The sequence below is a fragment of the Geosporobacter ferrireducens genome, from assembly GCF_001750685.1.
Taxonomy (GTDB): domain Bacteria; phylum Bacillota; class Clostridia; order Peptostreptococcales; family Thermotaleaceae; genus Geosporobacter; species Geosporobacter ferrireducens.
In genome coordinates, this window is sequence record NZ_CP017269.1 from 3,122,683 (window position 1) to 3,146,016 (window position 23,334).

The 23,334-nt window shown below is 37.3% G+C and carries 24 protein-coding genes; 17 read left to right on the forward strand and 7 right to left on the reverse strand.

The features are described from left to right. From Gferi_RS14675 to Gferi_RS14685, 3 genes are all read left to right on the forward strand, one after another. On the forward strand, positions 1-243 hold the full coding sequence (locus Gferi_RS14675) for a hypothetical protein (RefSeq protein ID WP_069977768.1): 243 nt from the start codon (positions 1-3) through the stop codon (positions 241-243). Positions 244-404: 161 nt separating this feature from the next. Beyond that, positions 405-2,372 (forward strand): glycine betaine ABC transporter substrate-binding protein, encoded by a 1,968-nt coding sequence (locus Gferi_RS14680; RefSeq protein WP_156782405.1) that lies wholly within the window; start codon positions 405-407, stop codon positions 2,370-2,372. A 341-nt stretch (positions 2,373-2,713) separates the two neighbouring features. Continuing rightward, on the forward strand, positions 2,714-3,403 hold the full coding sequence (locus Gferi_RS14685; RefSeq protein ID WP_069977772.1) for a GntR family transcriptional regulator: 690 nt from the start codon (positions 2,714-2,716) through the stop codon (positions 3,401-3,403). Positions 3,404-3,598: 195 nt separating this feature from the next. Here Gferi_RS14685 and uxuA read toward each other — a convergent pair whose 3' ends face one another. Next, positions 3,599-4,678: a mannonate dehydratase gene (gene uxuA / locus Gferi_RS14690; RefSeq protein ID WP_069977774.1), complete on the reverse strand. Its 1,080-nt coding sequence runs from the start codon at positions 4,676-4,678 to the stop codon at positions 3,599-3,601. A gap of 538 nt (positions 4,679-5,216) precedes the next feature. Here uxuA and Gferi_RS14695 point away from each other — a divergent pair. The 6 genes from Gferi_RS14695 to Gferi_RS28175 all read left to right on the forward strand — a co-directional run bounded on the left by Gferi_RS14695 (position 5,217) and on the right by Gferi_RS28175 (position 10,612). Continuing rightward, positions 5,217-6,248 carry a TRAP transporter substrate-binding protein gene (locus Gferi_RS14695; protein WP_069977775.1) on the forward strand — a complete coding sequence of 344 codons (1,032 nt, stop codon included), beginning with the start codon at positions 5,217-5,219 and terminating at the stop codon, positions 6,246-6,248. Between the two features lie 313 nt (positions 6,249-6,561). Then, positions 6,562-7,047 (forward strand): TRAP transporter small permease, encoded by a 486-nt coding sequence (locus Gferi_RS14700; RefSeq protein ID WP_069977777.1) that lies wholly within the window; start codon positions 6,562-6,564, stop codon positions 7,045-7,047. Beyond that, positions 7,044-8,324, forward strand: coding sequence for a TRAP transporter large permease (locus Gferi_RS14705; RefSeq protein WP_069977779.1), 1,281 nt, complete (start codon positions 7,044-7,046; stop codon positions 8,322-8,324). Before Gferi_RS14700 ends, Gferi_RS14705 begins: the two co-directional genes overlap by 4 nt. A gap of 36 nt (positions 8,325-8,360) precedes the next feature. Next, complete coding sequence (locus Gferi_RS14710) at positions 8,361-9,377, forward strand: zinc-binding alcohol dehydrogenase family protein (protein ID WP_069977781.1); 1,017 nt, start codon at positions 8,361-8,363, stop codon at positions 9,375-9,377. Between the two features lie 63 nt (positions 9,378-9,440). Continuing rightward, positions 9,441-10,295 (forward strand): SDR family oxidoreductase, encoded by an 855-nt coding sequence (locus Gferi_RS14715; RefSeq protein WP_069977783.1) that lies wholly within the window; start codon positions 9,441-9,443, stop codon positions 10,293-10,295. 155 nt (positions 10,296-10,450) lie between these two features. Then, positions 10,451-10,612, forward strand: a complete 162-nt coding sequence (locus Gferi_RS28175; protein ID WP_156782406.1) for a hypothetical protein — start codon at positions 10,451-10,453, stop codon at positions 10,610-10,612. 135 nt (positions 10,613-10,747) lie between these two features. Here the strand turns inward: Gferi_RS28175 and istB are convergent, their stop codons facing one another. Then, on the reverse strand, positions 10,748-11,527 hold the full coding sequence (gene istB, locus Gferi_RS14725; RefSeq protein ID WP_069977786.1) for an IS21-like element helper ATPase IstB: 780 nt from the start codon (positions 11,525-11,527) through the stop codon (positions 10,748-10,750). Then, entirely contained in the window at positions 11,527-12,768 is a 1,242-nt protein-coding gene (istA, locus tag Gferi_RS14730) for an IS21 family transposase (RefSeq protein WP_069976170.1), read from the reverse strand. Before istA ends, istB begins: the two co-directional genes overlap by 1 nt. Positions 12,769-13,213: 445 nt before the next feature. On the opposite strand from istA, the gene Gferi_RS14735 reads away from it, so the two are divergent. Further along, positions 13,214-14,161 carry a sugar kinase gene (locus Gferi_RS14735; protein ID WP_069977792.1) on the forward strand — a complete coding sequence of 316 codons (948 nt, stop codon included), beginning with the start codon at positions 13,214-13,216 and terminating at the stop codon, positions 14,159-14,161. A 71-nt stretch (positions 14,162-14,232) separates the two neighbouring features. On the opposite strand, the gene Gferi_RS14740 is transcribed toward Gferi_RS14735, so the two are convergent. From Gferi_RS14740 to Gferi_RS14750, 3 genes are read right to left on the reverse strand one after another with little or no spacing between them, the layout of a single operon-like run. Beyond that, the gene (locus Gferi_RS14740; protein ID WP_069977794.1) at positions 14,233-16,239 is read right to left on the reverse strand and encodes a DUF6449 domain-containing protein; all 2,007 of its coding nucleotides are present in this window, start codon (positions 16,237-16,239) and stop codon (positions 14,233-14,235) included. After that, positions 16,214-17,113 (reverse strand): ABC transporter ATP-binding protein, encoded by a 900-nt coding sequence (locus Gferi_RS14745; protein WP_069977796.1) that lies wholly within the window; start codon positions 17,111-17,113, stop codon positions 16,214-16,216. The genes Gferi_RS14740 and Gferi_RS14745 overlap by 26 nt, the downstream gene beginning before the upstream one ends. After that, on the reverse strand, positions 17,110-17,493 hold the full coding sequence (locus Gferi_RS14750) for a GntR family transcriptional regulator (RefSeq protein WP_069977798.1): 384 nt from the start codon (positions 17,491-17,493) through the stop codon (positions 17,110-17,112). Before Gferi_RS14750 ends, Gferi_RS14745 begins: the two co-directional genes overlap by 4 nt. A gap of 330 nt (positions 17,494-17,823) precedes the next feature. On the opposite strand from Gferi_RS14750, the gene Gferi_RS14755 reads away from it, so the two are divergent. The 7 genes from Gferi_RS14755 (at position 17,824) to Gferi_RS14785 (ending at position 22,421) form a co-directional block, all read left to right on the forward strand. Beyond that, on the forward strand, positions 17,824-18,243 hold the full coding sequence (locus tag Gferi_RS14755; RefSeq protein WP_069977800.1) for a DUF3785 family protein: 420 nt from the start codon (positions 17,824-17,826) through the stop codon (positions 18,241-18,243). A 267-nt stretch (positions 18,244-18,510) separates the two neighbouring features. Next, complete coding sequence (locus Gferi_RS14760) at positions 18,511-19,182, forward strand: hypothetical protein (protein WP_069977802.1); 672 nt, start codon at positions 18,511-18,513, stop codon at positions 19,180-19,182. Positions 19,183-19,340: 158 nt separating this feature from the next. Beyond that, complete coding sequence (locus Gferi_RS14765; protein WP_069977804.1) at positions 19,341-20,456, forward strand: sensor histidine kinase; 1,116 nt, start codon at positions 19,341-19,343, stop codon at positions 20,454-20,456. 19 nt (positions 20,457-20,475) lie between these two features. Beyond that, on the forward strand, positions 20,476-21,162 hold the full coding sequence (locus Gferi_RS14770) for a response regulator transcription factor (RefSeq protein ID WP_069977805.1): 687 nt from the start codon (positions 20,476-20,478) through the stop codon (positions 21,160-21,162). A gap of 68 nt (positions 21,163-21,230) precedes the next feature. Continuing rightward, positions 21,231-21,479 carry a hypothetical protein gene (locus Gferi_RS14775; protein WP_069977807.1) on the forward strand — a complete coding sequence of 83 codons (249 nt, stop codon included), beginning with the start codon at positions 21,231-21,233 and terminating at the stop codon, positions 21,477-21,479. A 2-nt stretch (positions 21,480-21,481) separates the two neighbouring features. Next, positions 21,482-21,889, forward strand: a complete 408-nt coding sequence (locus tag Gferi_RS14780) for an FMN-binding protein (protein WP_069977810.1) — start codon at positions 21,482-21,484, stop codon at positions 21,887-21,889. Between the two features lie 49 nt (positions 21,890-21,938). Beyond that, positions 21,939-22,421, forward strand: coding sequence for a flavodoxin domain-containing protein (locus Gferi_RS14785; RefSeq protein ID WP_069977812.1), 483 nt, complete (start codon positions 21,939-21,941; stop codon positions 22,419-22,421). A gap of 78 nt (positions 22,422-22,499) precedes the next feature. Here the strand turns inward: Gferi_RS14785 and Gferi_RS14790 are convergent, their stop codons facing one another. After that, complete coding sequence (locus tag Gferi_RS14790) at positions 22,500-23,279, reverse strand: ABC transporter ATP-binding protein (RefSeq protein WP_083273578.1); 780 nt, start codon at positions 23,277-23,279, stop codon at positions 22,500-22,502. Between the last annotated feature and the right edge of the window lie 55 nt (positions 23,280-23,334).

Sequence of the window (23,334 nt, forward strand, 5' to 3'; positions counted from 1 at the left end):
ATGAAGGTAGAAATTGACATTAGAAAAATCTTTTTAACGCCGCCGTCAACCATGTATGAGCGCGTTACACTGTTTCTCGTAATGGTGATTACCTTCATTCTATTTTTCGGACCACTGAGATTTTCTCAAATACCTCCCTTGGAAGCAGGGTTAACAGCAGCTTTGCCTGCCTTGACGATTTCCTGGGGGTGGATTGTCTTCCTGCGATCAGTTTTTAGGAAAAAAGATTTTTATAAAAAGTAGTTAGAATCATTATAGAGGAGTGTATGTTTCATTGAGCAAGAGCAGTCCAAAGATCGGACTGCTCTTATTCAATATTTTATGAGAGAAGGATAGATTCTGAGGATAGAGACGCGTTGTGGTGGTTTTAATTCTAATTAACGACAATTCTGGGGGGATTGAATATGTTTCTTAGACCTGTAATTATTTCTAGTATATGTTTTGTATTCAATATCATTTTTTTCATATCCATGCGAGCAAATAAGGACTATAGTATACTGATTTTTATTGCTACGCAAGCATGCATCCTGCTGTCTGTATACATTAGCGGTAAGATGCTTCCTAAAGGAGGCAAAAATGAGGATGTTTCTAAAATAATTGATAATCTAACAGACGGAAATCTATTCGACGCTAAATCAGCAGAAAAATCAGATGTGATTGGAACAAAACTTAAACAGTTTGTCGGTAAGATGAGACATACCATGGCAGAAATATATGGTGTCGTACGAATTGCAGATAGTATGGGTATCCTGCTGCAGGAAGATATTAATAATGTTTCTGGAGGAATGAACAATATATCAACAGCCATAAACGAAATGGCTGGTGGAAATTCTGAGGTTGCAAATTCAGTTCTGAAAGCATCCGATAAAATGACAAAAAACCATCAGTTTATAGTAGATATAAAGCATCAAATAACAGGAATAAACGAAAATTCAAAAAACACAATAGGAATGGTAGATAGGGGAAACGATGCACTTAAAACTCAAAGTAAGAAGCTATACGAAAGTATTGAGTCAATTAAGCAGGTAAGCAGTGTAATCGGAAATCTAAAAAATATGGCGTCAGAGATTCATTCCATTGCGGACACGATTTCCAGCATATCCGCACAAACAAATCTGCTGGCATTAAATGCAGCTATAGAAGCAGCCCGTGCTGGTGAAGCAGGTAAAGGTTTTGCGGTCGTTGCAGGAGAAATAAGAAAATTAGCAGAGGAGTCAAATACTTCTGCCTCGAAGGTAAGGGACTTAATTAATAAAGTCAACACAGAGGTAGATAAATCTATTGAGGTAATAAATACAAACAATGAAATAATTTTGGAGCAAGAAAGTTATTTAAAAAATACTGAAGAAGCTTTTTTGGATATAAACAACTCTATGCACACTGTGGGAGAAGATATTAAAGAGATATTGAATAGAATTAATGAGCTTACTTCTTTTAGTGAAAGCATCAGTGAAGAGATGGAAAATATTTCTGCAGTATGTCAGGAATCCGCAGCTAGTTCCGAAGAAATAAGTGCATCTATGCAGGAAAATGCGGACTCAATCGGGGAAATAACAGAGAAATTCAGTGAATTCACAAAGAAGATTCAGGTTATTTCAAAGCAATTGGAACATTACAAGTTTATTAAAATTGCCCATAATGAATATACAGAATCTTATTTTCGATTGGAAGTACTAAAGGAAATTATTAAGCGGAAATATGGAATAGCAGTAGAAGGAATACTGGTAAATAACCATGAAGTATGGAGAAGTGTTGCAGAAGGCAAAGCAGATGCTACCATAGTGCCTTGGATGCCGAATTCAGACGCGTATCTGGAAAAGCAGTACGGGAATCGTTTAGAAAATCTAGGCTCAAACCTAAAAGGCTGCAAGATGGGCATGGTGGTACCTTCCTATGTGACAATAGACAGCATCACGGAGATGAAAAACTATGCCAATAAATTTAACAATAAAGTATATACCCTTCAAAGACGTACAGGTGTAGGGCAACTGGCGAGAGAAGTTTTAAAAGCATATGACCTGTATGATTTTAATGTAGAGTATAACGAGGAGGAGATCATGCTGCAAGCCTTAGATAAAGCCATTAAGAATCAAGAATGGATTATCATAACCGGTTGGCAGCCCCACTATAAATTTGGAGTCTATGATCTAAAGTTTTTAACAGACCCTAAAGAGATATTTGGCAAGGAAGAATATTGTACAACCTTAGTGAGAAAAGGACTGAAAGAAGAGCATACTGAATTATATCAAGTGCTTAAAGACTTCGAACTGGATATGGATATTGTAAATAAAGCATTGAGTGAGATACATAAAGGTATAAATATCAAGGATGCGGCATTAAAGCATGTGAATTTAATTACGAGAAAGTTGTGATATAGCTTAAGTCATTCTTTATTTATACCATAAATAACTCCCTGTTTCCATTGACTTCCAAGAGGAACAGGGAGTTGTGTTTTTAAAGCAAATTGCCAGGTGTTAGAATTCTTTTCTATGACCTGTAACGAATAGCCATTAGGTGAACATTTTAGATTAGGACAGAGTACAAAGGTCCGTAGTATTATTGATTTTATAGTGCTATGGAAGTAAATATAATTCTGATATCATGGTATATTATTTGCCATTGAATGAAAACAATATTATTATTGACAGCAGTATTCTTGTATGGTAGCATATTGAGGTATTCAATAAGAGTTTAGTGTTGAGGAAGTGTGTATATGAACCTAGAAATAGATAGACCTAAAGAGGGCGTCTCAGTGGGTGAATATGTCTATGAGATTATTAAGAAAAATATTATTAATCTAAACATGACTCCTGGCAACAGGGTGAGTGAAAAAGAAATCTCTGAACGGCTAAATGTAAGCAGGACTCCTGTTAGAGAAGCTTTTATCAAGCTGTCTAAAGAAGGGCTCTTATATGTTCTTCCGCAGCGGGGAACGTATATATCCTATATAGATTTAGATGCCGTTGAGGAAGCAAGATTTGTTCGAGAAAGCTTGGAAAGGTCTGTAATGAAAATCGCAACAGAAAGATTTCCAACAGAGCTTCTAGAAATTCTTGAAGAAAATCTAAAGATACAAAAGCGTTTAATAGAAGAAAAACAGTTTTCTAAGTTTCTTGAGTTTGATGCTGCATTTCATAAAACGATATTTGCAGGGTGTAATAAAGCAAGAACCTGGTCTTTCATAGAGCAAATTGATACTGAATACAAGCGGGTTCGCATGCTTACTTTTATAGCCGATGTTAATTGGAAAGCTGTTATCGAACAACATGGACAAATCATAGACAGTATAAGAAATAAAGATGAAGAAAAAGGCCAGGCTATCATTACGAAACATTTAAAAAAGCTGATCTTCGAACAGGTAGAATTAAAAGAAAAATACCCACAGTACTTTATTAAGGAATAAGGTAACTGTTCTCTTAGAAAAGAAAACATAAAGATACAAACATAAGGGAAGAGAATTTTTTTAAAACAAAAAGAATTCTCTTTTTTATGCCAAGTATTTATTTTTCAGTAAAAAGATAAACCACTTCAGTTGAAGTGGTTTATCAAAAAATTATGCTAAAGGGGAGTATCATGCTTTTATTTGGAAGGATCATTGCTACTTCTGCTTTTTCATTTTTCCGATAGCTTCCCATACTCCGTTAAGATAAGTTACACCCAGGGCACGATCATATAGTCCGTATCCTGGCCTTGCTTTTTCGCCCCAAATCATTCTTCCGTGATCAGGTCGGATATATCCTTTAAAATCAATGTCGTGGTAAGCCTTCATAATTTCAAACATATCTAAAGAACCATCGCTTGATAAATGAGATGCTTCGTCAAAGTTGCCGCCCTCATAGATCTTCACATTTCGGACATGGGCAAAATGAATTCGTCCTTTCCCTCCAAAATATCGTACGATTTCAGGAATATTGTTATTAGGGTTTGCGCCCAGACAACCACTGCATAAAGTAAGACCGTTGTAAGGACTATCTACTAAATTAACAATTTGTTCTAATCTTTCTTTGCTTGTCACAATTCTTGGAAGTCCAAAGATTGACCAAGGTGGATCATCCGGATGAATAGCCATTTTAATATCGCACTGTTCCGCCACCGGTATTATTTCTTTTAAGAAATATCCTAAATTCTCAAGTAACTTTTCTTCGTTTACATCTTGGTAGGCAGTGAATAAAGTTTTAATAGTTTTTAATCTTTCTGGCTCCCAACCGGGGAGGTCATATCCATTAGAATTTGCATCCATATCTTCTAACATTTTATTGGGGTCTATCGTTTGAATTTTATTATGGTCATAGGATAAAACGTTGGAACCGTCAGGCAAGACCTTAGCCAGATCCGAACGAGTCCAGTCAAATACAGGCATAAAATTGTAGCACACAACTTTTATACCAAATTTACTTAAATGTCTTAGGGTTTGCTTATAATTCTCGATGTAGTGGTCTCGTGTGGGAAGACCTAATTTAATATCTTCATGGATATTTACACTTTCTATAACCTCTAGTTCTAGTCCGGCATTTACAACAGTTTCTTTTAAAGCTTTTATTTTTTCCATAGGCCATACTTCGCCTACAGGAACATCAAACAAAGAACCTACAACTCCGGTCATGCCAGGAATTTGCTTTATCTGATCCAGTGTAACACTGTCATTGTCTACACCGAACCAGCGAAAGGTCATTTTCATGTAATCACTTCCTATTCATCAATATATTCATTAACATCTGATATATTAGTATACTACCATATCAGATGTCTGTATTCAACTATTTATTTTTTATAGAGATGCAACTTTTAAAATAACTACATAAAATGGCTTAATGTCTATTATTTTGACATGGTCGACCTATAACTTACATCCTGTTATGTTTTTATTTTGATCAGGAGATTTTATTATTATCAGCATTATAGCTTTCTAGAGAAAACTTTCTTAAAATTAAGAGATGTCTGAAGGGAAACAAAGATTAAAATATATAATTTCATAATTGACCTTAACTATACTAGTATGGTAGTATATGATATAATCATATTTATAAGACCTATTAAGAAAACGTTTTAAGTTTTAATATATAAGAACAATCCGGTGTAACCTATTATAAGAGAGGAAAAGAAGCGAAAAAATCCAGTGGGCATTTATGTAGAATTTCCTATTTGCACTACATATTCATTCTACAGGAAACTTCTACAATGCAAATAATCAGTACAATAATTTAGGAGGGGAAAAAATGAAAAAGAGTTTTAAATTTTTATCTTTAATGTTGGTAATGGCATTATTCGCAGTAACTTTGTCCGGTTGTGCTGGAAATAATGCTGGTGGACAGCCGCAACCTGAACAACCACAGCCGCCTGCAGAGAAAATTGTTTGGAAATTAGGGCACCTTGGCAATGAGGAGCATATTTGGAATAAGACAGCACTTAAGTTTGCTGAATTAGTTGATGAAAAAACGAATGGACAAATCGAAATAAAGGTTTATCCAAATGAACAGTTAGGTAATGAGATTGATACAATTAACATGGTAAAAGCAGGTACTGCAGATTTAGTAGTTTCAGGAGAATCTATGCAAAACTGGGCACCAAAGGCAGCTTTAATGGCTGTGCCTTATGCATTTAGAGACACAGCACATATGAGAAAAGTTATTGAAAGTGATCTTGGACAAGAAATTGCCGATCAAATCAAAGAAAAAGTTGGTATCACACCACTTTACTATCACGTGAGAGCACCAAGAAATCTTACATCAAATAAGCCAATCAGCAAGCCAGAAGACTTAAAAGGCTTCAAGATGCGTGTTCCTAACGTACCAATTTTCGTAGAAGCTTGGAAAGCTGCAGGAGCGAACCCACAAGCTATGGCATTTAGTGAAGTGTTTACTGCATTACAACAAGGTGTAATCAATGGACAAGAAAATCCAGTTGACTTAATCTATAGTGCTGGATTCTATGAAGTACAAAAGTATGTTAACGAAACAGAGCACGTAAATGGATGGGTGTATGTTCTAATTGGAAACAAGCAATTAGAATCTTTATCTGATGATTTAAGAAGTGCAGTAGTAGAAGCAGCTGCAGAAGCACAAACATACGCAGATGGATTATTCGAAGAGGAAACTACAGGATTTAAGAACCAACTGATGGAAAAAGGTATGGAATTTAATTCAAATGTAGATAAAGAAGCATTCCAAAAGGCTATGGAGCCGGGTGTAAAAGGTAAATTAGATGCGGAACAAGCAGACTTATATGAGAGAATTGTAAACTTTCAGTAATAAATAGCATTAATTATTTGAAAATATTTACTCTAGGACAATCTCACATAGAATTTCACTAAGTTTCGCGTAAACTTAGTGAAATTCTATTCAATTTTTGTTCCAAGAAATACTACAAATAGGCTGAAATAGCATATTTTGTAGAATAATAAAATATCCGAAGAAATTTTAATCCTCCCATTTTGAACTGATTATGTTATATGGATAAAATGATGGAAGTATCTGAGGATGCTCATCTTAGATAGAATCTAGTAGGAAAGCTATATGGAAAGTTATTGCTAATAAAATATTGCGACAGGCTAGAGGTGATGAAATGAAAAACAAAGATATAATAGAGCGAATACTGGAACTAGGTACTTCTTTAGCATTTGGTGCCTTAGTAGTCAACGTAACCATTCAAGTTGTAACAAGATTCTTAATTCCATCTGTAACCGTTGTATGGACAGAAGAGGCTTCACGATTCCTCTTCATCTATTCTGTTGTATTTGCAGCTCCCCTCGCTATGAAAAAAAGAGAGTATGTTAATGTAGATATGTTGCTAAATATTATGCCGAAAGGTATGCGAAAAGCTATAGAACTATTGATACAGATTGCATCTATCGGTCTATTTGGAGTTGTTTTTATAAAGGGAATTGAGTTTGCAAAATTGGGTATGGGACAAACATCTGCAACGTTGGGAATACCGATGTATCGTATTTATTCAAGTATAGCTATAACATCCTTTTTTATTATGATTTATGGAATCTATAATTTTGTAAGTGACATTCGAGGGATGAGAGATAGAGGTGATAGAACATGATGGCATTAGTCTTATTCTTTTCATTTATTATTTTGATTTTTGTAGGTGTTCCTGTAGCTTTTTCATTAGGACTTTCTTCAGTATTATACCTTATTATGATGGATATTCCCCTAAGCATTGCAGCACAGAAGATGTACGCCGGTATTGACTCCTTTGTGCTTATCTGTATACCGGGATTTATTCTGGCAGGAAACTTGATGAATACCGGTGGAATTACCAAGAGGATTATTGAATTTTCTAATGCGGTACTAGGATTTATTAGAGGTGGATTGGGATTAGCCAATGTTGCTGCATCCATGCTTTTTGCCGGAATATCTGGGACAGCTCTTGCAGATACGGCAAGTATCGGGGGAATTTTGATACCGGCTATGGTTGAGGAAGGATATGAGCCAGACTTTTCTTCAGCAGTTACAGCATCTTCATCAACGGTTGGACCAATTATTCCGCCAAGCTTACCTATGATTATAGCAGGAACGTTAACAGGGATATCTGTAGGAAAATTATTTCTAGCAGGTGCGATTCCGGGATTGCTCCTTGGATTATCTTTAATGGGTGTATCTTACTTTATATCTGTAAAGCGTAATCATCCAAAAGGAGAAAGGAAACCCTTTAGCTTTATTGTTAAATCTTTTTATGGAGCATTTTGGGCCATATTTATGACAATACTGATTCTATATGGAATACTAGGCGGTGTATTTACACCAACGGAAGCATCTATCATTGCAGTGGTGTATGCAGTCATTGTAGGAAAATTTATTTATAAAGAGTTGAAATTTAGAGACATACCCAGGGTTATTATTGAATCTATGAGGATGACGGCTTCTATCATGATCCTTGTTGGATTTGCTAATGTATTTGCTTGGATTATGGCAAGTGAACAGATTCCGCAATTGATCGCTAGAACCATCTTGTCTATTTCCACAAATAAAATCATCGTAATCCTTATGATTAATATACTTTTATTATTTGTAGGTACATTTATGGAAACCATTGCAGCTTTAGTAATCCTCTTCCCTGTATTGTTACCTGTTGCTATCAGTGTAGGAATGGACCCAATACAGTTTGGCGTAATGTCAGTACTAAACTTGGTAATTGGTTTAACCACACCGCCAGTAGGGGTTTGTCTATTTGTTGCAGCAAGTATCGGTAAAATATCCCTTGCACAAGCGACAAAGGCCATTCTGCCATTCTTATTAGTTAGTTTAATTATATTGGCTTTAGTCAGTTATGTACCTGCGATAAGTTTGTTTTTACCAAGTTTAATGGCAGCAAGATAAGCATTTGTCTGAAGTAAACAAAAAGGAGGATTTCTCATGAAGGCCATTATGGTAACAGCGCCAGGGAAAATAGATATCATAGAAAAAGACTTGCCTAAAATTCAATCTGAAAATGAAATACTCGTGCGAATTAAAGCTGTAGGAATTTGTGGATCAGATATGCATATTTATCATGGAACAAATCCGTTGGCAACATATCCCAGAGTCATCGGCCATGAATTTGTTGGCGAAGTAGTTGAAACGGGTGCAGGAGTAACGCGCGTTAAAGCGGGAGACAGAGTCACAATTGAACCCATACTCTACTGTGGGGAATGTTATGCATGTAGAACAGAAAGACAGAATGTATGTGAAAAGCTTGAAGTAATGGGTGTTCATAGAGATGGTGGATTTCAAGAATTTGTTGTAGTACCGGAAAAAAATGCTCATAAATTTGATGAACATTTAGACTGGGAAGAGGCTGTAATGATAGAGCCTTTTACAATCGCCGCACAGTCTACCTGGCGCGGAGATGTAAGAAAAGGGGATTATGTATTTATTATGGGGGCAGGACCGATCGGGCTATGTCTACTCCAATATGCAAAGCATAAAGGTGCAATCTGTATGATTTCAGATTTAGATATCGATAGATTAGAGATTGCGAAAAAATTAGGTGCAGATTATATTCTTCACGCTGGGCAAATGGATGTTGTTGAGGAAGTTTTAAAGATTACTCAAGGAATGGGTGCCAATGTTACCTTAGATGCTGTATGTATTCCTAAAACCTTTGAGCAGGCAGTAGAGGTAACTTCGGTGGCAGGAAGAGTTGTTGTATTAGGTTTTGGTGTAGCGCCTTCACAAATTCCACAATTACCAATAACCAAAAGAGAACTTACAATAGTAGGTTCAAGATTGCAAAATAATAAGTTTCCAGAGGTCGTTGAACTTTTCAACAAAAAAGCGCTAAATCCAAGAGCCTTAATCAGTCATACTTTCCAGTTCGATCAAATTGAAGAAGCGATAAAGCTTATCGAAACGCAAAGCGAGAAAACCTGCAAGGTTATTTTAAAGTTCTAATACATCGAAATCAAAAAGCACATAGAATATTTATTTATGATTTTTTAAAGAGGAGATGTTTTTATGAAAATACCATTTCATGTAGATTTAAAAGATAAAGTAGCTATTGTCACTGGCGGCGGTGGTATTCTTGGTACGGCATTTTGTGAGGCTTTGGCACAGTGTGGTGCAAAGGTAGCTATTATTAATCGGACAAAGGAAAAGGCAGAAAAGGTTGCTGAAAAAATTAATGCTTCCGGAGGTATTGCATTAGGGATATCTGGAGATGTGCTGAGCGTTGAGAGCTTGGAAAATGCAAAAAAAATCATCACGGAGAAGTTAGGCACCTGCGATATATTAATCAATGCTGCAGGCGGAAATCATCCAAAGGGCATAACGTCTGAAGAATATTTTAACCTAGAGAGCTTTTCAAAAGACAGTGGAAATACTACCTTTTTTGATCTAGATCCAGAAGGGGTAGGATATGTGTTTAACTTGAATTTCCTTGGAACCCTTCTTCCATCACAGATTTTCGGAAAAGATATGGTTGGGAAGAAAGAAGCTGTTATTATAAACATTTCTTCCATGAGTGCTTACGCACCGATGACAAAAGTACCAGCCTATAGTGGTGCGAAGGCAGCAATTAGCAACTTTACACAATGGTTGGCGGTACACATGTCAAAGGTTGGCGTTCGCGTAAATGCCATAGCTCCGGGTTTCTTTTTAACAGAGCAAAATAGAGATCTTCTTACCCGTGAGGATGGAAGTTATACCGATCGCGGCAATAAGATTATCAGTCAAACGCCGATGGGAAGATTGGGGAATCCAGAGGAATTGGTTGGAACTCTTTTATGGTTGGTTGACCACCGCGCATCCGGGTTTGTAACAGGTACGATTATTCCTGTTGATGGTGGATTTTTAGCTTATTCAGGAGTATAAGCCAATAAAAAGACTTGTATGAATTTCATACAAGTCTTTTTATTGAGATCAAATCCTTCCAAATCCTAAGAAAAGAAGTTATTAAACGTTTATCCCTAAAATTACCTTGTATGCGAAAAAAGTCTGCAACAAAAAATAAATATGAGGTGATTAGCGTGAGTAAAAAACATAGTGACAGAACTATAGATAAGAATTTTTTTAAAGAGATGAATTATGAGCTTGCAGGAGACATTGGAGCTATTGATCATGAGGATATGATGCATAATAAAAAACTGCTCACAGAAAAGAACCCTAAGAGTAAAAATAGATCCTCTTAATGTGGTAAAGATATTTCTCCTTTATGTTTATTTATCAAGTAAATGAAAAAATATTGTAAATATCTAAAACATTGAAAATATGCTGTCAATTACGTTTTGAAATTCCTTTAAATCATCGGTCGAAAATTCCCTTTTTTACCGTTTCTGTTGGTCACTAATCTTGCTGGAATCATAGAATCCAGCTTTTTTCTTTTCTTTGATTCTGTAGCTGTCGCCTTTGATATTGATGGTTGTGGAGTGATGGAGGAGCCGATCAAGGATGGCTGTTGCCACCACATGATCTCCAAACACCTCACCCCATTGTCCGTAGGACTTGTTAGAAGTCAGTATGATAGAGCCCTTTTCATATCGTTCGGAAACGATTTGGAAGAAGTAATGGGCGACTTCAGCCTCCATAGCTTGATAGCCTACTTCGTCAATAATTAGTACATCAGGCTTTTGCAGGGTCTTGATCTTTCTACTTATCCTCCCACTGCGTATGTTGTCCTTGATTATACCAATCAGTTCATGGGCACTGAGAAAGTAGGCTGTATGCCGATTCTTTAGGGCATGGACTGCCAAGCCTACGGCTAAGTGGGTTTTCCCTACACCGGGAGGACCTAACAGTATCACATTTTCACTGCGATTTACAAATGCCAGGGTCATAAGCTCCTTTATTCGCCTTTCATCTACACTTGGCTGAAAATCAAATTCAAACTCTTCTATAGTTTTAACGTAGGGTAGCTTTGCCAGTTTCATATTAGTCTTAATGGCTCGCTGTTGTTTTGCATCAATTTCTGCCCATAAGAGCTTGTCTAGAAACTCCAAATAGGGTATACTTCCTTTAGATGCTTCTTCTGCAAGGTGGTCATAAATCTGTGGAATATGAATGAATCCTAGTTCATCAAAGGCGCTTTTAAGTCGTTCGATGAGCATTAGATCACCTCCCGACAAAGAAGCTTATCGTACACTTCAAGTGGGCGTTCTTGCACTTTGGGTGTTGTATCAGGATTGAGTTTTGGTGCTGTGGCGGCAACCTTTTTCTGACTCCCTGAAACAATATTCTCAAAGTGTTTTTTATTGTAGCTGCTTTTGTTTTTACCTATTATCTTTTCATGCCTTGCAATACACTTTCCAGAACCATCGTAAAACTCTAATATTCCATTTCTTAAGTCTCTCACACCAATATAGCTCCCCACATACTGATATGGTACCGAATAACGATTGGTCTCATAGGAGATCATGCAATCATTCATTACCTTTCTCTGCTCGTGATATTCCAATAGGAATGGAGCAGAATTGTAAGGTTTTAGAACTTCTCTTTTAAATCTTTCTTCAGGGACTTCCTTTGTTGTACCATGGACTCGCTTGTTTGCCTTCTCAACAACCCAGTTCAGTGCCATATGATTAAGGTCTGCTATACTGCTAATGGATTTGATCCTTACCCAGAAATTCTTCTTTATGTATTTGATACCGTTTTCTACTTTTCCCTTAGTACGCGGAGCGTAGGGACGGCATCTAATGGGTGAAAATCCTTGGTGTTTAGCAAAGGCTAAAAACTTCTCATTCCATTTATTTTCTCCCTTCTGATGGGCATATCTTACAACGGTTTTCATGTTGTCATAAAGGATTGTATCAGGAAGACCACCGAAGAACTCGAAGGCTCTTTCATGGCACCCGATGAGGGTATCTATCTTCTCATCTTCCGTAAACTCCAGATACTTTTGTCTTGAGTAGCCCATGATCATTAGAAATCCATGTACTTTCTTTAGTTTCCCATTTATATCTTCAACAGTGAATTCGCCCCAATCTACTTGGGCTTGCTTCCCTGGCGGTGTTTCATAACGAATACTGGCTTTCGCCAAACTCTTTTCTCTATGGGGCTTCATAAATTCCCGTAGAATTGTAGTCTTACCTGTATAGCCCATGGCTTCTATTTCTTCTTGAATTACTACTGCATTAACGCAGCCTTCCTGCATTCTATTTAAGATATATTCTTTAAATGAATCTAGTTTTGATTCTTTGTTGACACTTCGTTTATATTCAGGCAGATCCTTTGAATCTATATATTTTCTAATGGTTTTAGGATCTCTACCCGTAAGCTTTGCAATATCTTTAATATACATCCCTTTACTTCGCATATCTTTTATCATAAACATCTCCTCTGTCTGTACCATAGCTCTCTCCTTTCGGAAAGAGTGTACCGTTTTTCAGAGGGAAATTTCAACCGTTTTTTATTGGTATTTTATCATCGATTTTGACAATGCCACCTTCATATTGAAGGTGGCATATTTTGTGGGTAAAGTATTATTTTACAAAATCCAAAAAAGTATAGATATGCGACTAAGAAAGCCTATTTATCCATCCAAGATCGTAGGGGCAGGCCCATAGGCGTCAACCTATGCTTACATTTTACCATAAAATCCTATCGAAGCGTCATTCTAAGCCGTTGCGAAGAAGTTGTTTAAGCGAGGTTAAATCCATGAATAAGATGAGTATGTAAATCTTGGGATATACATTGATTTTTAAAGAAAAATAATATATTATTAATATAACATAAGACGTCAGACAACTATGCTCAAAACTATCAATAATATAAGTCTGCGGAAGGGAGTATCTTATATGGAAGTAATTACTTTTGGAGAAAGTATGGTTTTGTTCTATCCAGATGCTACAGGCCCATTGCGCTATGCTACTAGCTTTAGGAAAACCATTGCAGGTGCAGAGTCTAATGTTGCTATCGCCATGGCAAGATTGGGCCATTCTGTTGGATGGTTTTCAAAGCTTGGTGCAGATGAATTTGGCCGATATATACTATCTGTAATCCGGGGGGAGGGCGTAGACGTTTCAAGAGTTCTAACTGACCCTGCCAGAAATACGGGACTGCTTTTCAAAGAACGCTTCGGATTTTCAAATCCCAATATCTATTACTACAGGAAGGATTCTGCAGCCAGTTCCTTATCAGCAGCAGACTTAGATGCAGCATATATCAGCGGCGTCAGGATATTACACATAACGGGTATTACCCCAGCCCTGTCTCCTGCAGCCAGGGGAGCAGTTTTTGAAGCTATTAGAATAGCTAAAGAGAGTAATGTTCTCATTTCTTTTGATCCGAACATTCGGTTAAAGCTTTGGAATATAGAGACCGCAAAACCAATATTATTAGAAATCGCCAGTAAAGCAGATATTTTACTGATCGGAGAAGATGAAGGGAAGCTGCTGATAGGTACGGAAGTACCGGAAAAGATAGCGGAGGCTTTTATGAATAAAGGATGCAGCACGGTAGTCGTCAAGCTGGGCAAAAAAGGATGCTATGCGGAAAATCTTAAGGAAAAGGCTTATGTAGAAGGATATTTGATTGAGAAAGTAGAGGATACGGTAGGCGCAGGAGATGGATTTTCCGCTGGATTTCTTGCTGGGATTCTAAGGGGGCTAGGGCTGCGGGAGGCTGCTGAGTATGGAAACGGAGTAGGGGCAATGGCAACTTTGGTGAGCGGAGATATGGAGGGATTTCCAACCTATGAGCAGTTAATGACCTTTATCGGAAAAACCGGATATGTTGACCGCTAGAGGTTATACAGAGAAATAAAAAAACCCGGCATTGACGTTATTGTCAAGGCTGGGTTTTTTATGGACTGGGATTAATTCAATGTCTCTATATAACTTTTTAGCGCATCGGAAATAGGTACATTGGTGTATAATGGTGTCCGGTAGGAATGAGGACCATAGGGTCCTCTGATGTAAAAATCTACATAAATTGATACCCGTTCATAAGTATATTGGGCGGTTTCACTAATTTCCAGCAGTTCCCTAAGGATTTCCGGATCTTTTATTTCTACACTATCAGGTGCATTCGATGCAGTGCCATTTCTACCGGCCTGCGCGATTACCCCTTCTTTTCTCAGTACGGCATATTCAATATCTTTGGGCAGCAGTACCAGATTTTCATAGTAATCCTTTTCTTCAAGCCATGCAATCATCGATTTAAAATCCTTACGTAGTTCATAATAATAATACTTATCCTTGTTGTCTGCAATTTGCATATAAACATTACCATTAGAAGGAGCAGACATTTCCTCAAAGGTCATTGAACGAACCTCATCCTGAAAAAGACCCATAAACTCCCGCATTTCAGGACTATCCGCTAAAATCAGCGGTTTTTTGGAGGTTCGGTTATCATTGATTTGAATCCACTTAATCTCTTCAGGTTTTTGTACAACAATCGGATATTTTGCCTTTTTATACTCCCTGGATTCATAGATAGGTTTCAACAGAGACGCATACTGCTTTTCATCGATCGTATATTGACGGACCTGATACTTTCCGTTTTTCAGTATATATACGATATAAGGGCTGGGACCCGTCACTTTCTGTCTAGGCTGTTGAACCAATTGTGTGTGAAGTGCTATGATATTTTTCATATTTTCAGGATCACTAAAGAACGTGTTTGCTTCATGATGCATGTTCTTATACCGTGGATCGGTCGCAGGATCTTCACTGGTCCAAATATTTGCATAATAGCCAAAGTAAACCTTCTCTACTTCATCTAATTCCGGTATCTGGCGGGCATATCCGAAGACATCCGCCTGCATGCTTACCAGCAGCGCCGAAACTACTGCCAGGTATACAAGATACCCTCTGTAAGTATGCCAAACCTTGAACGATTTCTGCATCAATATCTCTGCTGTCCCATAGGCCAGCAGGGAGCTCAGCAGATATCCCATTAAGAATATAGACAAGGCGCCTTCCGAGATGCTCCTAAAATATAATCCACCCATCAGCATGGCGCAAATAGTTAACCCATATTTAAAAATAGGGCGGAAGAAGGTAAAGGCAATAATGTCTCCGGCTGCTTCCAATTTTCTTTTTTCATAGGCATATCCTGCTGCTGCCAAGAATAATAACACAACGGTCAAATATCCGAATACATTCTTCCAAGGAAGAAAGGGTTGCGCTGGAGAATTGTTAAAGAGCACAAACCAGGGAAGCTTATCGAAAAAAGGGTCATAATTATTGCTGACGCTAAAACCGTATAACCAAGCCGCAATATTATCCCGAACAAGCACGTAAATCGCTACCGGCAGCAGATGCAGAATATAGGTGAAGGCAATATGCGCCACAGAGTTGCCTGTAAACATTCCCACGAAGACAGCAATAGAGAAAAACAGCGTATTGAATAGTATGGTCATTCCCATCCATTGCAATAGACTGAGCATGGAATAATATATCCCCAAAGGCGTAAAAATTTTCAATCCCGCCATAATGACTCCTATCAAAAGAACCGGGGCTGTGAGCAATAGGAATCCTGCCGTAAGCTGATTGAAATACAATGTTCTCCGGCTGTAGGGAAGGCTGTGGATCATGGCGGTAGCCTTGCCGCTCATTAAATATCTAAAGAGCAATACGGCCAATGCGGTAGGCAGGGCAGCAATCATAATCATCTGAATATCGTTACGACCGGAGAAAAAGTTTATAGTGGCTTCTAACAAGTCCCTTTTCCATTCATTTTGAGCATTGGGATCAAACATCATATAGCGAAAAGGAACGATAAAAAACAGGATGAATGCATATAGGGCACTAACCCACCAAAACCGTTTTATATTGGCGGTGAATAAGCCCTTACTAAATAGTGATATTTTGGATGTCATAGCCCATACCCCCCAACTCATAAATAAAAATTTCCTCCAGTGTTAGAGGTAATATATCAAGTACCACAGGATTTTCTTTTTGTACCTTAGATAACAACTTTTCTTTGTTTCCCTTCACAATCAGGAGCAGAACGCTGCCGTTCTGGGAAGAATGGAGAACCTCCTCCTTAGAGAGAAATTCTTTAGGAACCTCACTAGAGAAGGCAATCTGCAGTTTGTGGATATCAGACTTGACATTGTCTAATTCTCTTTCAACTACAATTTTACCGTTGTGCAGGATTCCCACATGATCGCAGACATCCTCCAATTCTCTGAGATTATGGGAGGATACCAATACGGTTGTTTGCTGCTCTGCCACATCTTGGAGCAGCAGATTCCAAACTTTTTTCCGCATTACAGGATCTAGTCCGTCAACAGGTTCATCTAGAATCATCAACTGAGGAATCGTGCAGATGCTTAGCCAAAAGGCTACCTGCTTTTGCATTCCCTTAGAGAGGCGGGTAATTCTTCTATTGCTGTTAATCGGGAATACTTGTTTTAAAAGTTCATATCTTTCCCAACTCCAATTTGGATATATGCTGGCATAAAATTTTGCCATGTCATCAATTGTATACTGGGAAAAGAAATATAGATCGTCTGATATGTATCCGATAGAAGATTTAATATCAGGATTCTCATAGACCGGTTTCCCCTGGACCAGAACGGTACCTGAATCTTGTTGATATATACCGATGAGATGTTTAATCAGTGTAGTTTTTCCTGCTCCGTTAGGTCCTAAAAGTCCATAAACAGACCCTTCTTTTACATGTAAATTAAGACTGTCCAGTGCTTTAAATTCACCGAAGTGTTTGGTTAGCTCTTTTACTTCAATCATTCGGTATTATTTCCCCCCTTTTGAAAAATAGCATCGATACAGCGTATAAGCTGCTCCTTTTGTACATTCAAATACATTAGTTCTGCGGCAATTCTCTCCAGTTCTGCCATCAGTTCATTGCATCTGCCTTGATTTACTGTATTATCCAATGGTGTTACAAAGCTTCCTTTCCCCCGGATGGAGTAAATAAATCCCTCCGTTTCAAGATCCTTATAGGATTTTTGAATGGTGTTGGGATTGATCGTAAGGGTTTGAGCCAGTTCACGCACTGATGGAATCTTCTCATTGGCTTTCAAAACTCCATTAATCATTAGAAACTTCATTTTTTCTTTAATTTGCTCATACAAGGGTCTCCGGTCTTTAAAATCTAACTGGAACATAGGCACCTCCTAACTGTACTATAAACAATAATACACTTAATACAGTTGTATTATATATCCATACGCTATTCCTGTCAAGAATTTATTTAAAAAGCACCGGGGAAGATCGTCTAATTTAGTAAATTTTACACGGCATTGAACAAGAAAAGATCAACATATATAATGATATGGAGGGATATAAAATACATAAAGGATTGATTGTATGATGAAGAAGATAAAATAAGGTGAGACATCCTGCCCAAGGGGAAAAACGGAAATTTCTTGAAGGAATAAGGGAACTAAAAGAGAAGTATCTGTAATATAAACACGATTAGATATTGGAGGTGCATTGTGGAAAAATATCAATTTATTTTTAATGAAAAAATCTATACCCTTAGTCAAGAAAACTGTAGTGAATGGATCAATGATGAAATACATCCCGTTAAAGGAATTGAAATTGTCGATATACTAGAACTGCTAAGTCAACATGAAGAGGTTGATTTTGATATCACCTATTATGGTGAGCCTTGCCCTGATTGCTTGGCCAATAAAACTGAGAAAGCGAAACATTTTCCATTCTTGGAATATCACTTTTATCTTTTTGCAAAAAATGGTGAATATATAATGAGCAGCATATCACCAGCCTATAAGGATACCTCCTTTGATAAACTGCTAAAGAAGGAGAAAGCGGATAACAGCTATATTGCAAGTATTATCTTATGTATGAACTGCGGGAGCTATTCTATAGAAATTGAACAATGTGAAATATGAAAATAAATGTATTTTTGAAAGGATTGACCTCGTGTCGTGCCGGAAAACTGAGAATCCTTATTTATCCATCCAAGACCGTAGGGGACGACACATAGGTCGTCCCCTGCCAAGATCTGAAAAACAAGGAGTCTTAAATTTCTCAGTCACAGATCTATACATAGATTTAAATATTTAATATATTTTTATGAAATTTTTATATTTGCTTTATTTGGAATTTAATTTCATTTTTTATAATGATCTCATCAATAAAAAGGAGGTCATTTTTTTATGAACAAAATCAAATTAATGTATGATGTGGTAAAGACTTTAAAAGAAAAGCAGGTTTTTAAGGGTACATTAAAAGCAGAAGCGAAGAAAGACCAGGTAAAAGTGTTTAGCCTCATAAAAGATTTTGAGAAAAATACTGTTAGTGGTCAAGTCAAATCAAAAATTAGTACCATGTTGGACTATGAAGGAAAAAGCATAAAACATGAAAGCAGTACGGAGTTTAACCTGCAGGATTGTTGTGACAGCAAGCACCATGATTTTATGAGAAAAATGCATGGGCATCATCGCCATGAGGGAATGAAATGCTGCGGGGTCAAAAGTAAGCTGTCAAAGCTTGCATTCATACTTAATGTGCTGAACAATATGCAGGTAGAGGAGCTGGAGGACAAGGGGGTACTGCTATCCGTCCATATTGATGAAGTGCCGGAAGAATTAAAAAATGTCCTCCAAGAAAAGATACAGCATAAGGAGGAACAACATGGAAGCGAACAGCAATGCTGCTGCATGAAAGATTTCTGTTTTACAGAAGATATAAATGTATTTATAAAAATACAAATTAACAAGGACAGCGAGTTAGAAAAGGCAGTAGTGATTGTCGGCGGGAAGCAGAAAAATGAATCGGGAGAACAGAAGGATATCAATATAGAAGCTGAGTTAAACTTAATTTGGTAAAGGGAATCTTAAGTTTCTCAGTCACACATCTATAAGGAAAATATTTAGGGATAACTTATGAATATAAGGGTGTTAAAAATAAGCATTTTAACGCCCTTATATTCTATAGAAAAAAAGTGTTATAATAGAGGAAAAAATTAGTATATAAGGGGATCAATATGTATACAAGACGTAAATATATGCATCAATGTTTTCATATGGATTATGAACAGCGCTGCTGGTATCATAAAGATTTTCATCTATACCATCGATGTCTTCGATGGGGAAGGCCATTGGTTTTTATTTTTCATCTGTCTATCTTGTATTTGTTGTTTAAATGGATTGGCAATCAAACAGTCAGCATTTTTTTTGCAGTGTTTATCAGTATTAAGGAAATCATTCATCTATCCTTTCTGTGGCGGTTAGAGAATAAAATATTTAAACCTATGGATCAGCTTAAAGCGGCAGTGGATGAAATTGCAAAAGGCAATTACAATGTAAAAGTTGAATATGAGGTAACCAATGAATTTGGCGTACTAATACATTCTTTTAATAAGATGGCAGAGCAGTTACAGCAAAGTGAGAAAGTAAAACTGGCCTATGAAGAAAATCGGAAGACACTGATTGCAAATATTTCCCATGACCTGAAAACACCCATCGCATCTATTCAGGGATATATAGAGGCAATTCGGGATGGCTTTGTTGAATCACAGGAAAAAGTCAATAAATACCTTAAAATCATACACCATAACACTATCTATATGAATAAGCTCATTGATGATCTTTTCCTCTTTTCCAAGTTAGATATGGAAAAGCTGGATTTTCAATACGAAGATATAGAGATTCGTCCTTATATGGAAGACCTGATGGAAGAGTTCAAATTTGATTTAGAGGAGAGGCAAATTCAATTTACGTATAAGGATAAGGTGGCTTCGAAACATTATGTTCGCTTAGATAGAAAAAGGATTCAGCAGGCAATAAGAAATATTATCGGCAATGCAGTTAAATATGGGAATAAAGAGAATCTGGCGATAGAGGTAGGACTGCTTTTTCAGAATGATCTTGTATGTATTGAAATAAAAGACAATGGACCAGGAATCTCTACGGATAAGCTCCCTTATATTTTTAATAGATTTTACCGAATCGATCATGAACGTACCAAGGATTTTATGAGTACAGGCCTTGGGTTAGCAATCGCCAAAGAACTCGTAGAGGCACATGGCGGCAAAATCACTGTGTCAAGCATTGCAGAAGAAGGAAGCTGTTTTACAATCATGCTTCCAGTTGTCAAATAGTACGAGGGGAGTATTGTCTATGAAACAAATATTGATTATTGAAGATGATATCAACATCGCAGAATTAGAGCGAGATTATCTTCAACTTAATGGTTATAAAGCAGATATTGTTCAAGATGGAATGCAGGGGCTTAAAAAGGCCATATCCGGCTTTTATGATGTAGTCCTTGTAGATTTGATGCTGCCGAATAAAAATGGATATGAGATTATACAGGAGATTCGAAAGGTTTTAGAGATTCCGGTCATCGTTATTTCTGCCCGAAACGAAGATATTGATAAAATCAGAGGATTGGGTTTTGGTGCTGATGATTATCTGACAAAACCCTTTAGCCCGGCAGAATTGGTTGCAAGGGTTAAGTCTCATATCAAGAGGTATGAACGTCTGATGGGAACCAAGACAACAAACGAAGTCATAAACCACAGGGGCCTGGAAATAAATACTGCAGCCCATAAGATTTATATAAATGGGAAAGAAATTCAAATGACAGCGAAAGAATATGAGCTTTTATTGTTTCTGGCATCCAATCCTAATATTGTATTTAGTAAGGATCAAATCTTCGATACCATATGGGGTGAAGAATACTATGGAGATACAGCAACCGTAGCTGTGCATATCCAAAAAATCAGAAAGAAAATTGAAAAAGATTCATCAAATCCAGAGTATATTGAAACCATTTGGGGGGCAGGGTACAGATTTAATTCCTAATGCGTTTCATAGATATTTAAAATAAATATATGTTCAAGTTAATATTTGTAGATGAATTGGGGAAACCCTTGGAGAAACTTTTGAAAAATGGTATGCAGCCGTCTGTAGGGATGCTGCTTAGAGAGAACGTTCTGGCCTGTGCGTGGCGAGGCTATTTAGAAGAGAAACATATTGATTTGGTAAGTGAATTGATCGGGTCTTCCGTTCATGGAAAGCTGCTCTTTTTCATACAAGGGAGAAGTATGGACGGATTGGAGGCTATGATTACTTCGATCAGAAGGGAAATAGAATTTTTGATGAAAGGTAAAGAGGTGTAACAATGGGTAGAAGATCGAAGAAGGTGCTAACAATTGTACTGATTCTTACATTGGGCTTGTCCGCTGCCTTTTATGTAGGACTTCAAACCAAGCTGAAGGAATTTAGAGAAGAAATCAGCAAGATTGAAATTCAAGAGATTGATTTATCTAAGATTGCTGATGGGATATATCAAGGGGAATATTATGTAAATGATCTTGTAGGAGCTGTGGTAAATGTAACGGTAAAAAACAACAAGATTGCAGCTATCAATTTTGTTGAACATAAGAATGGAAAAGGGAAGAAGGCAGAGCGTATTACTGACAGTGTCATTAATGGGCAAAGCTTGCAGGTAGATGTGATTTCAGGAGCCACTGGAAGCAGCACAATCATACTAAAGGCAATAGAAAATGCTTTAGAAAAAGGGTTATAGAAGTATCTGTATTAATCTTATCAAATTATTTTAAAATGGAGGTTTGAAGATGAGAACATTAATTGCTTATAGAACGAAATACGGTAGCACTGAAAGGTGTGCTGCCATGCTGTCAGAACAGCTGGATGGAGAAGTGGAACTTTTTGATTTGAAGGCAGTAGAGGAGGTAGATCTTACCCAGTATGACCGCATCATTGTTGGTGGATCTATTTATATGGGCAGAATTCAAAAAGAAATTAACGCGTTTTGCCTAAAGAATATAAGTAGTTTAAAAGATAAAAAGATCGGCTTATATATATGCTGTATGCAGGAGGGAGATACTGCAGAAAAGCAATTGTATAATTCCTTTCCCCATGAGCTTTTAAGCAATAGTATTGCATGTGAATACTTTGGAGGAGCATTTACATTTGATAAAATGAGCTTTATAGACCGCTTTATTGCTAAGAAGGTATCAAAAACCGACAAGGATATATTTAATATTTCAGAAGAGCGGATTAACAGGTTTGCAAAGGCTATGAACAGCGACTGTTAGGCAATTGCTGCTATTCGTTCTGATAAAAAACAGGAGGACCATCTTTTTAAACGGATGGTCCTTTGTCTATGATTTGTATTATTGAGAAGCAGGACGCAGCCAGAAGCGGTTCTGGGATTGTTCGAAGAGGATGGGTGCCTCGAAGAAATCAGAGAGTGTGTTTGCCGTCAAAACAGTCTCTGTCTTTCCGGAAGAATGAATTTCTCCTCTGCGAAGCAATAAAGTATGACTAAAAACAGGAAGGATTTCTTCCGTACGGTGGGTAACATAGATGAGTGTTGGTGCATCCTTTTCAGTACTTAATTTTTCCACTATCGAAAGCAGTTGTTCCTTTGCAAAGATATCCAGACCTGTACAGGGTTCGTCCAGAATCAATAAACGGGGGGCAGACATAAGTCCTCTTGCGATTAATACCCGTTGCTTTTCTCCCTGTGATAAAGACTGATAGGTACGGTTTGCAAAATGACCGATATCTAAGCGTTCCAGTAAATGTATGGCAAATTCCCGGTCCTCAAGCTTGGGTTGTTCATATAAGCCGATGGTAGCAAATTTACCGCTTAAAACAATGTCTTCCACTGACTCAGACACATAAAGCTTCTCTTGAAGTGCAGTGCTGACCCAACCAATGGATTTTCTTAACTCTCTCAAATCAAACTTTCCAAAGACTTTACCTAAAACTGCGAGCTCTCCTTTTGAAGGAAAAAGATAACCGTTTACCATATTTAATAATGTCGTTTTACCTGAACCATTTAACCCCAAAATAGCCCAATGCTCGCCGGGAGAAACAGTCCAGTTGATATCTTTTAAGATGGTTTTTGTATCTTTTATTACAGAAACTTGCTGTGCTTGAATAACCAAATGAATTCTCCCCTTTATAGACAATATATCAATAATAATAATCGTTTATAAGTAC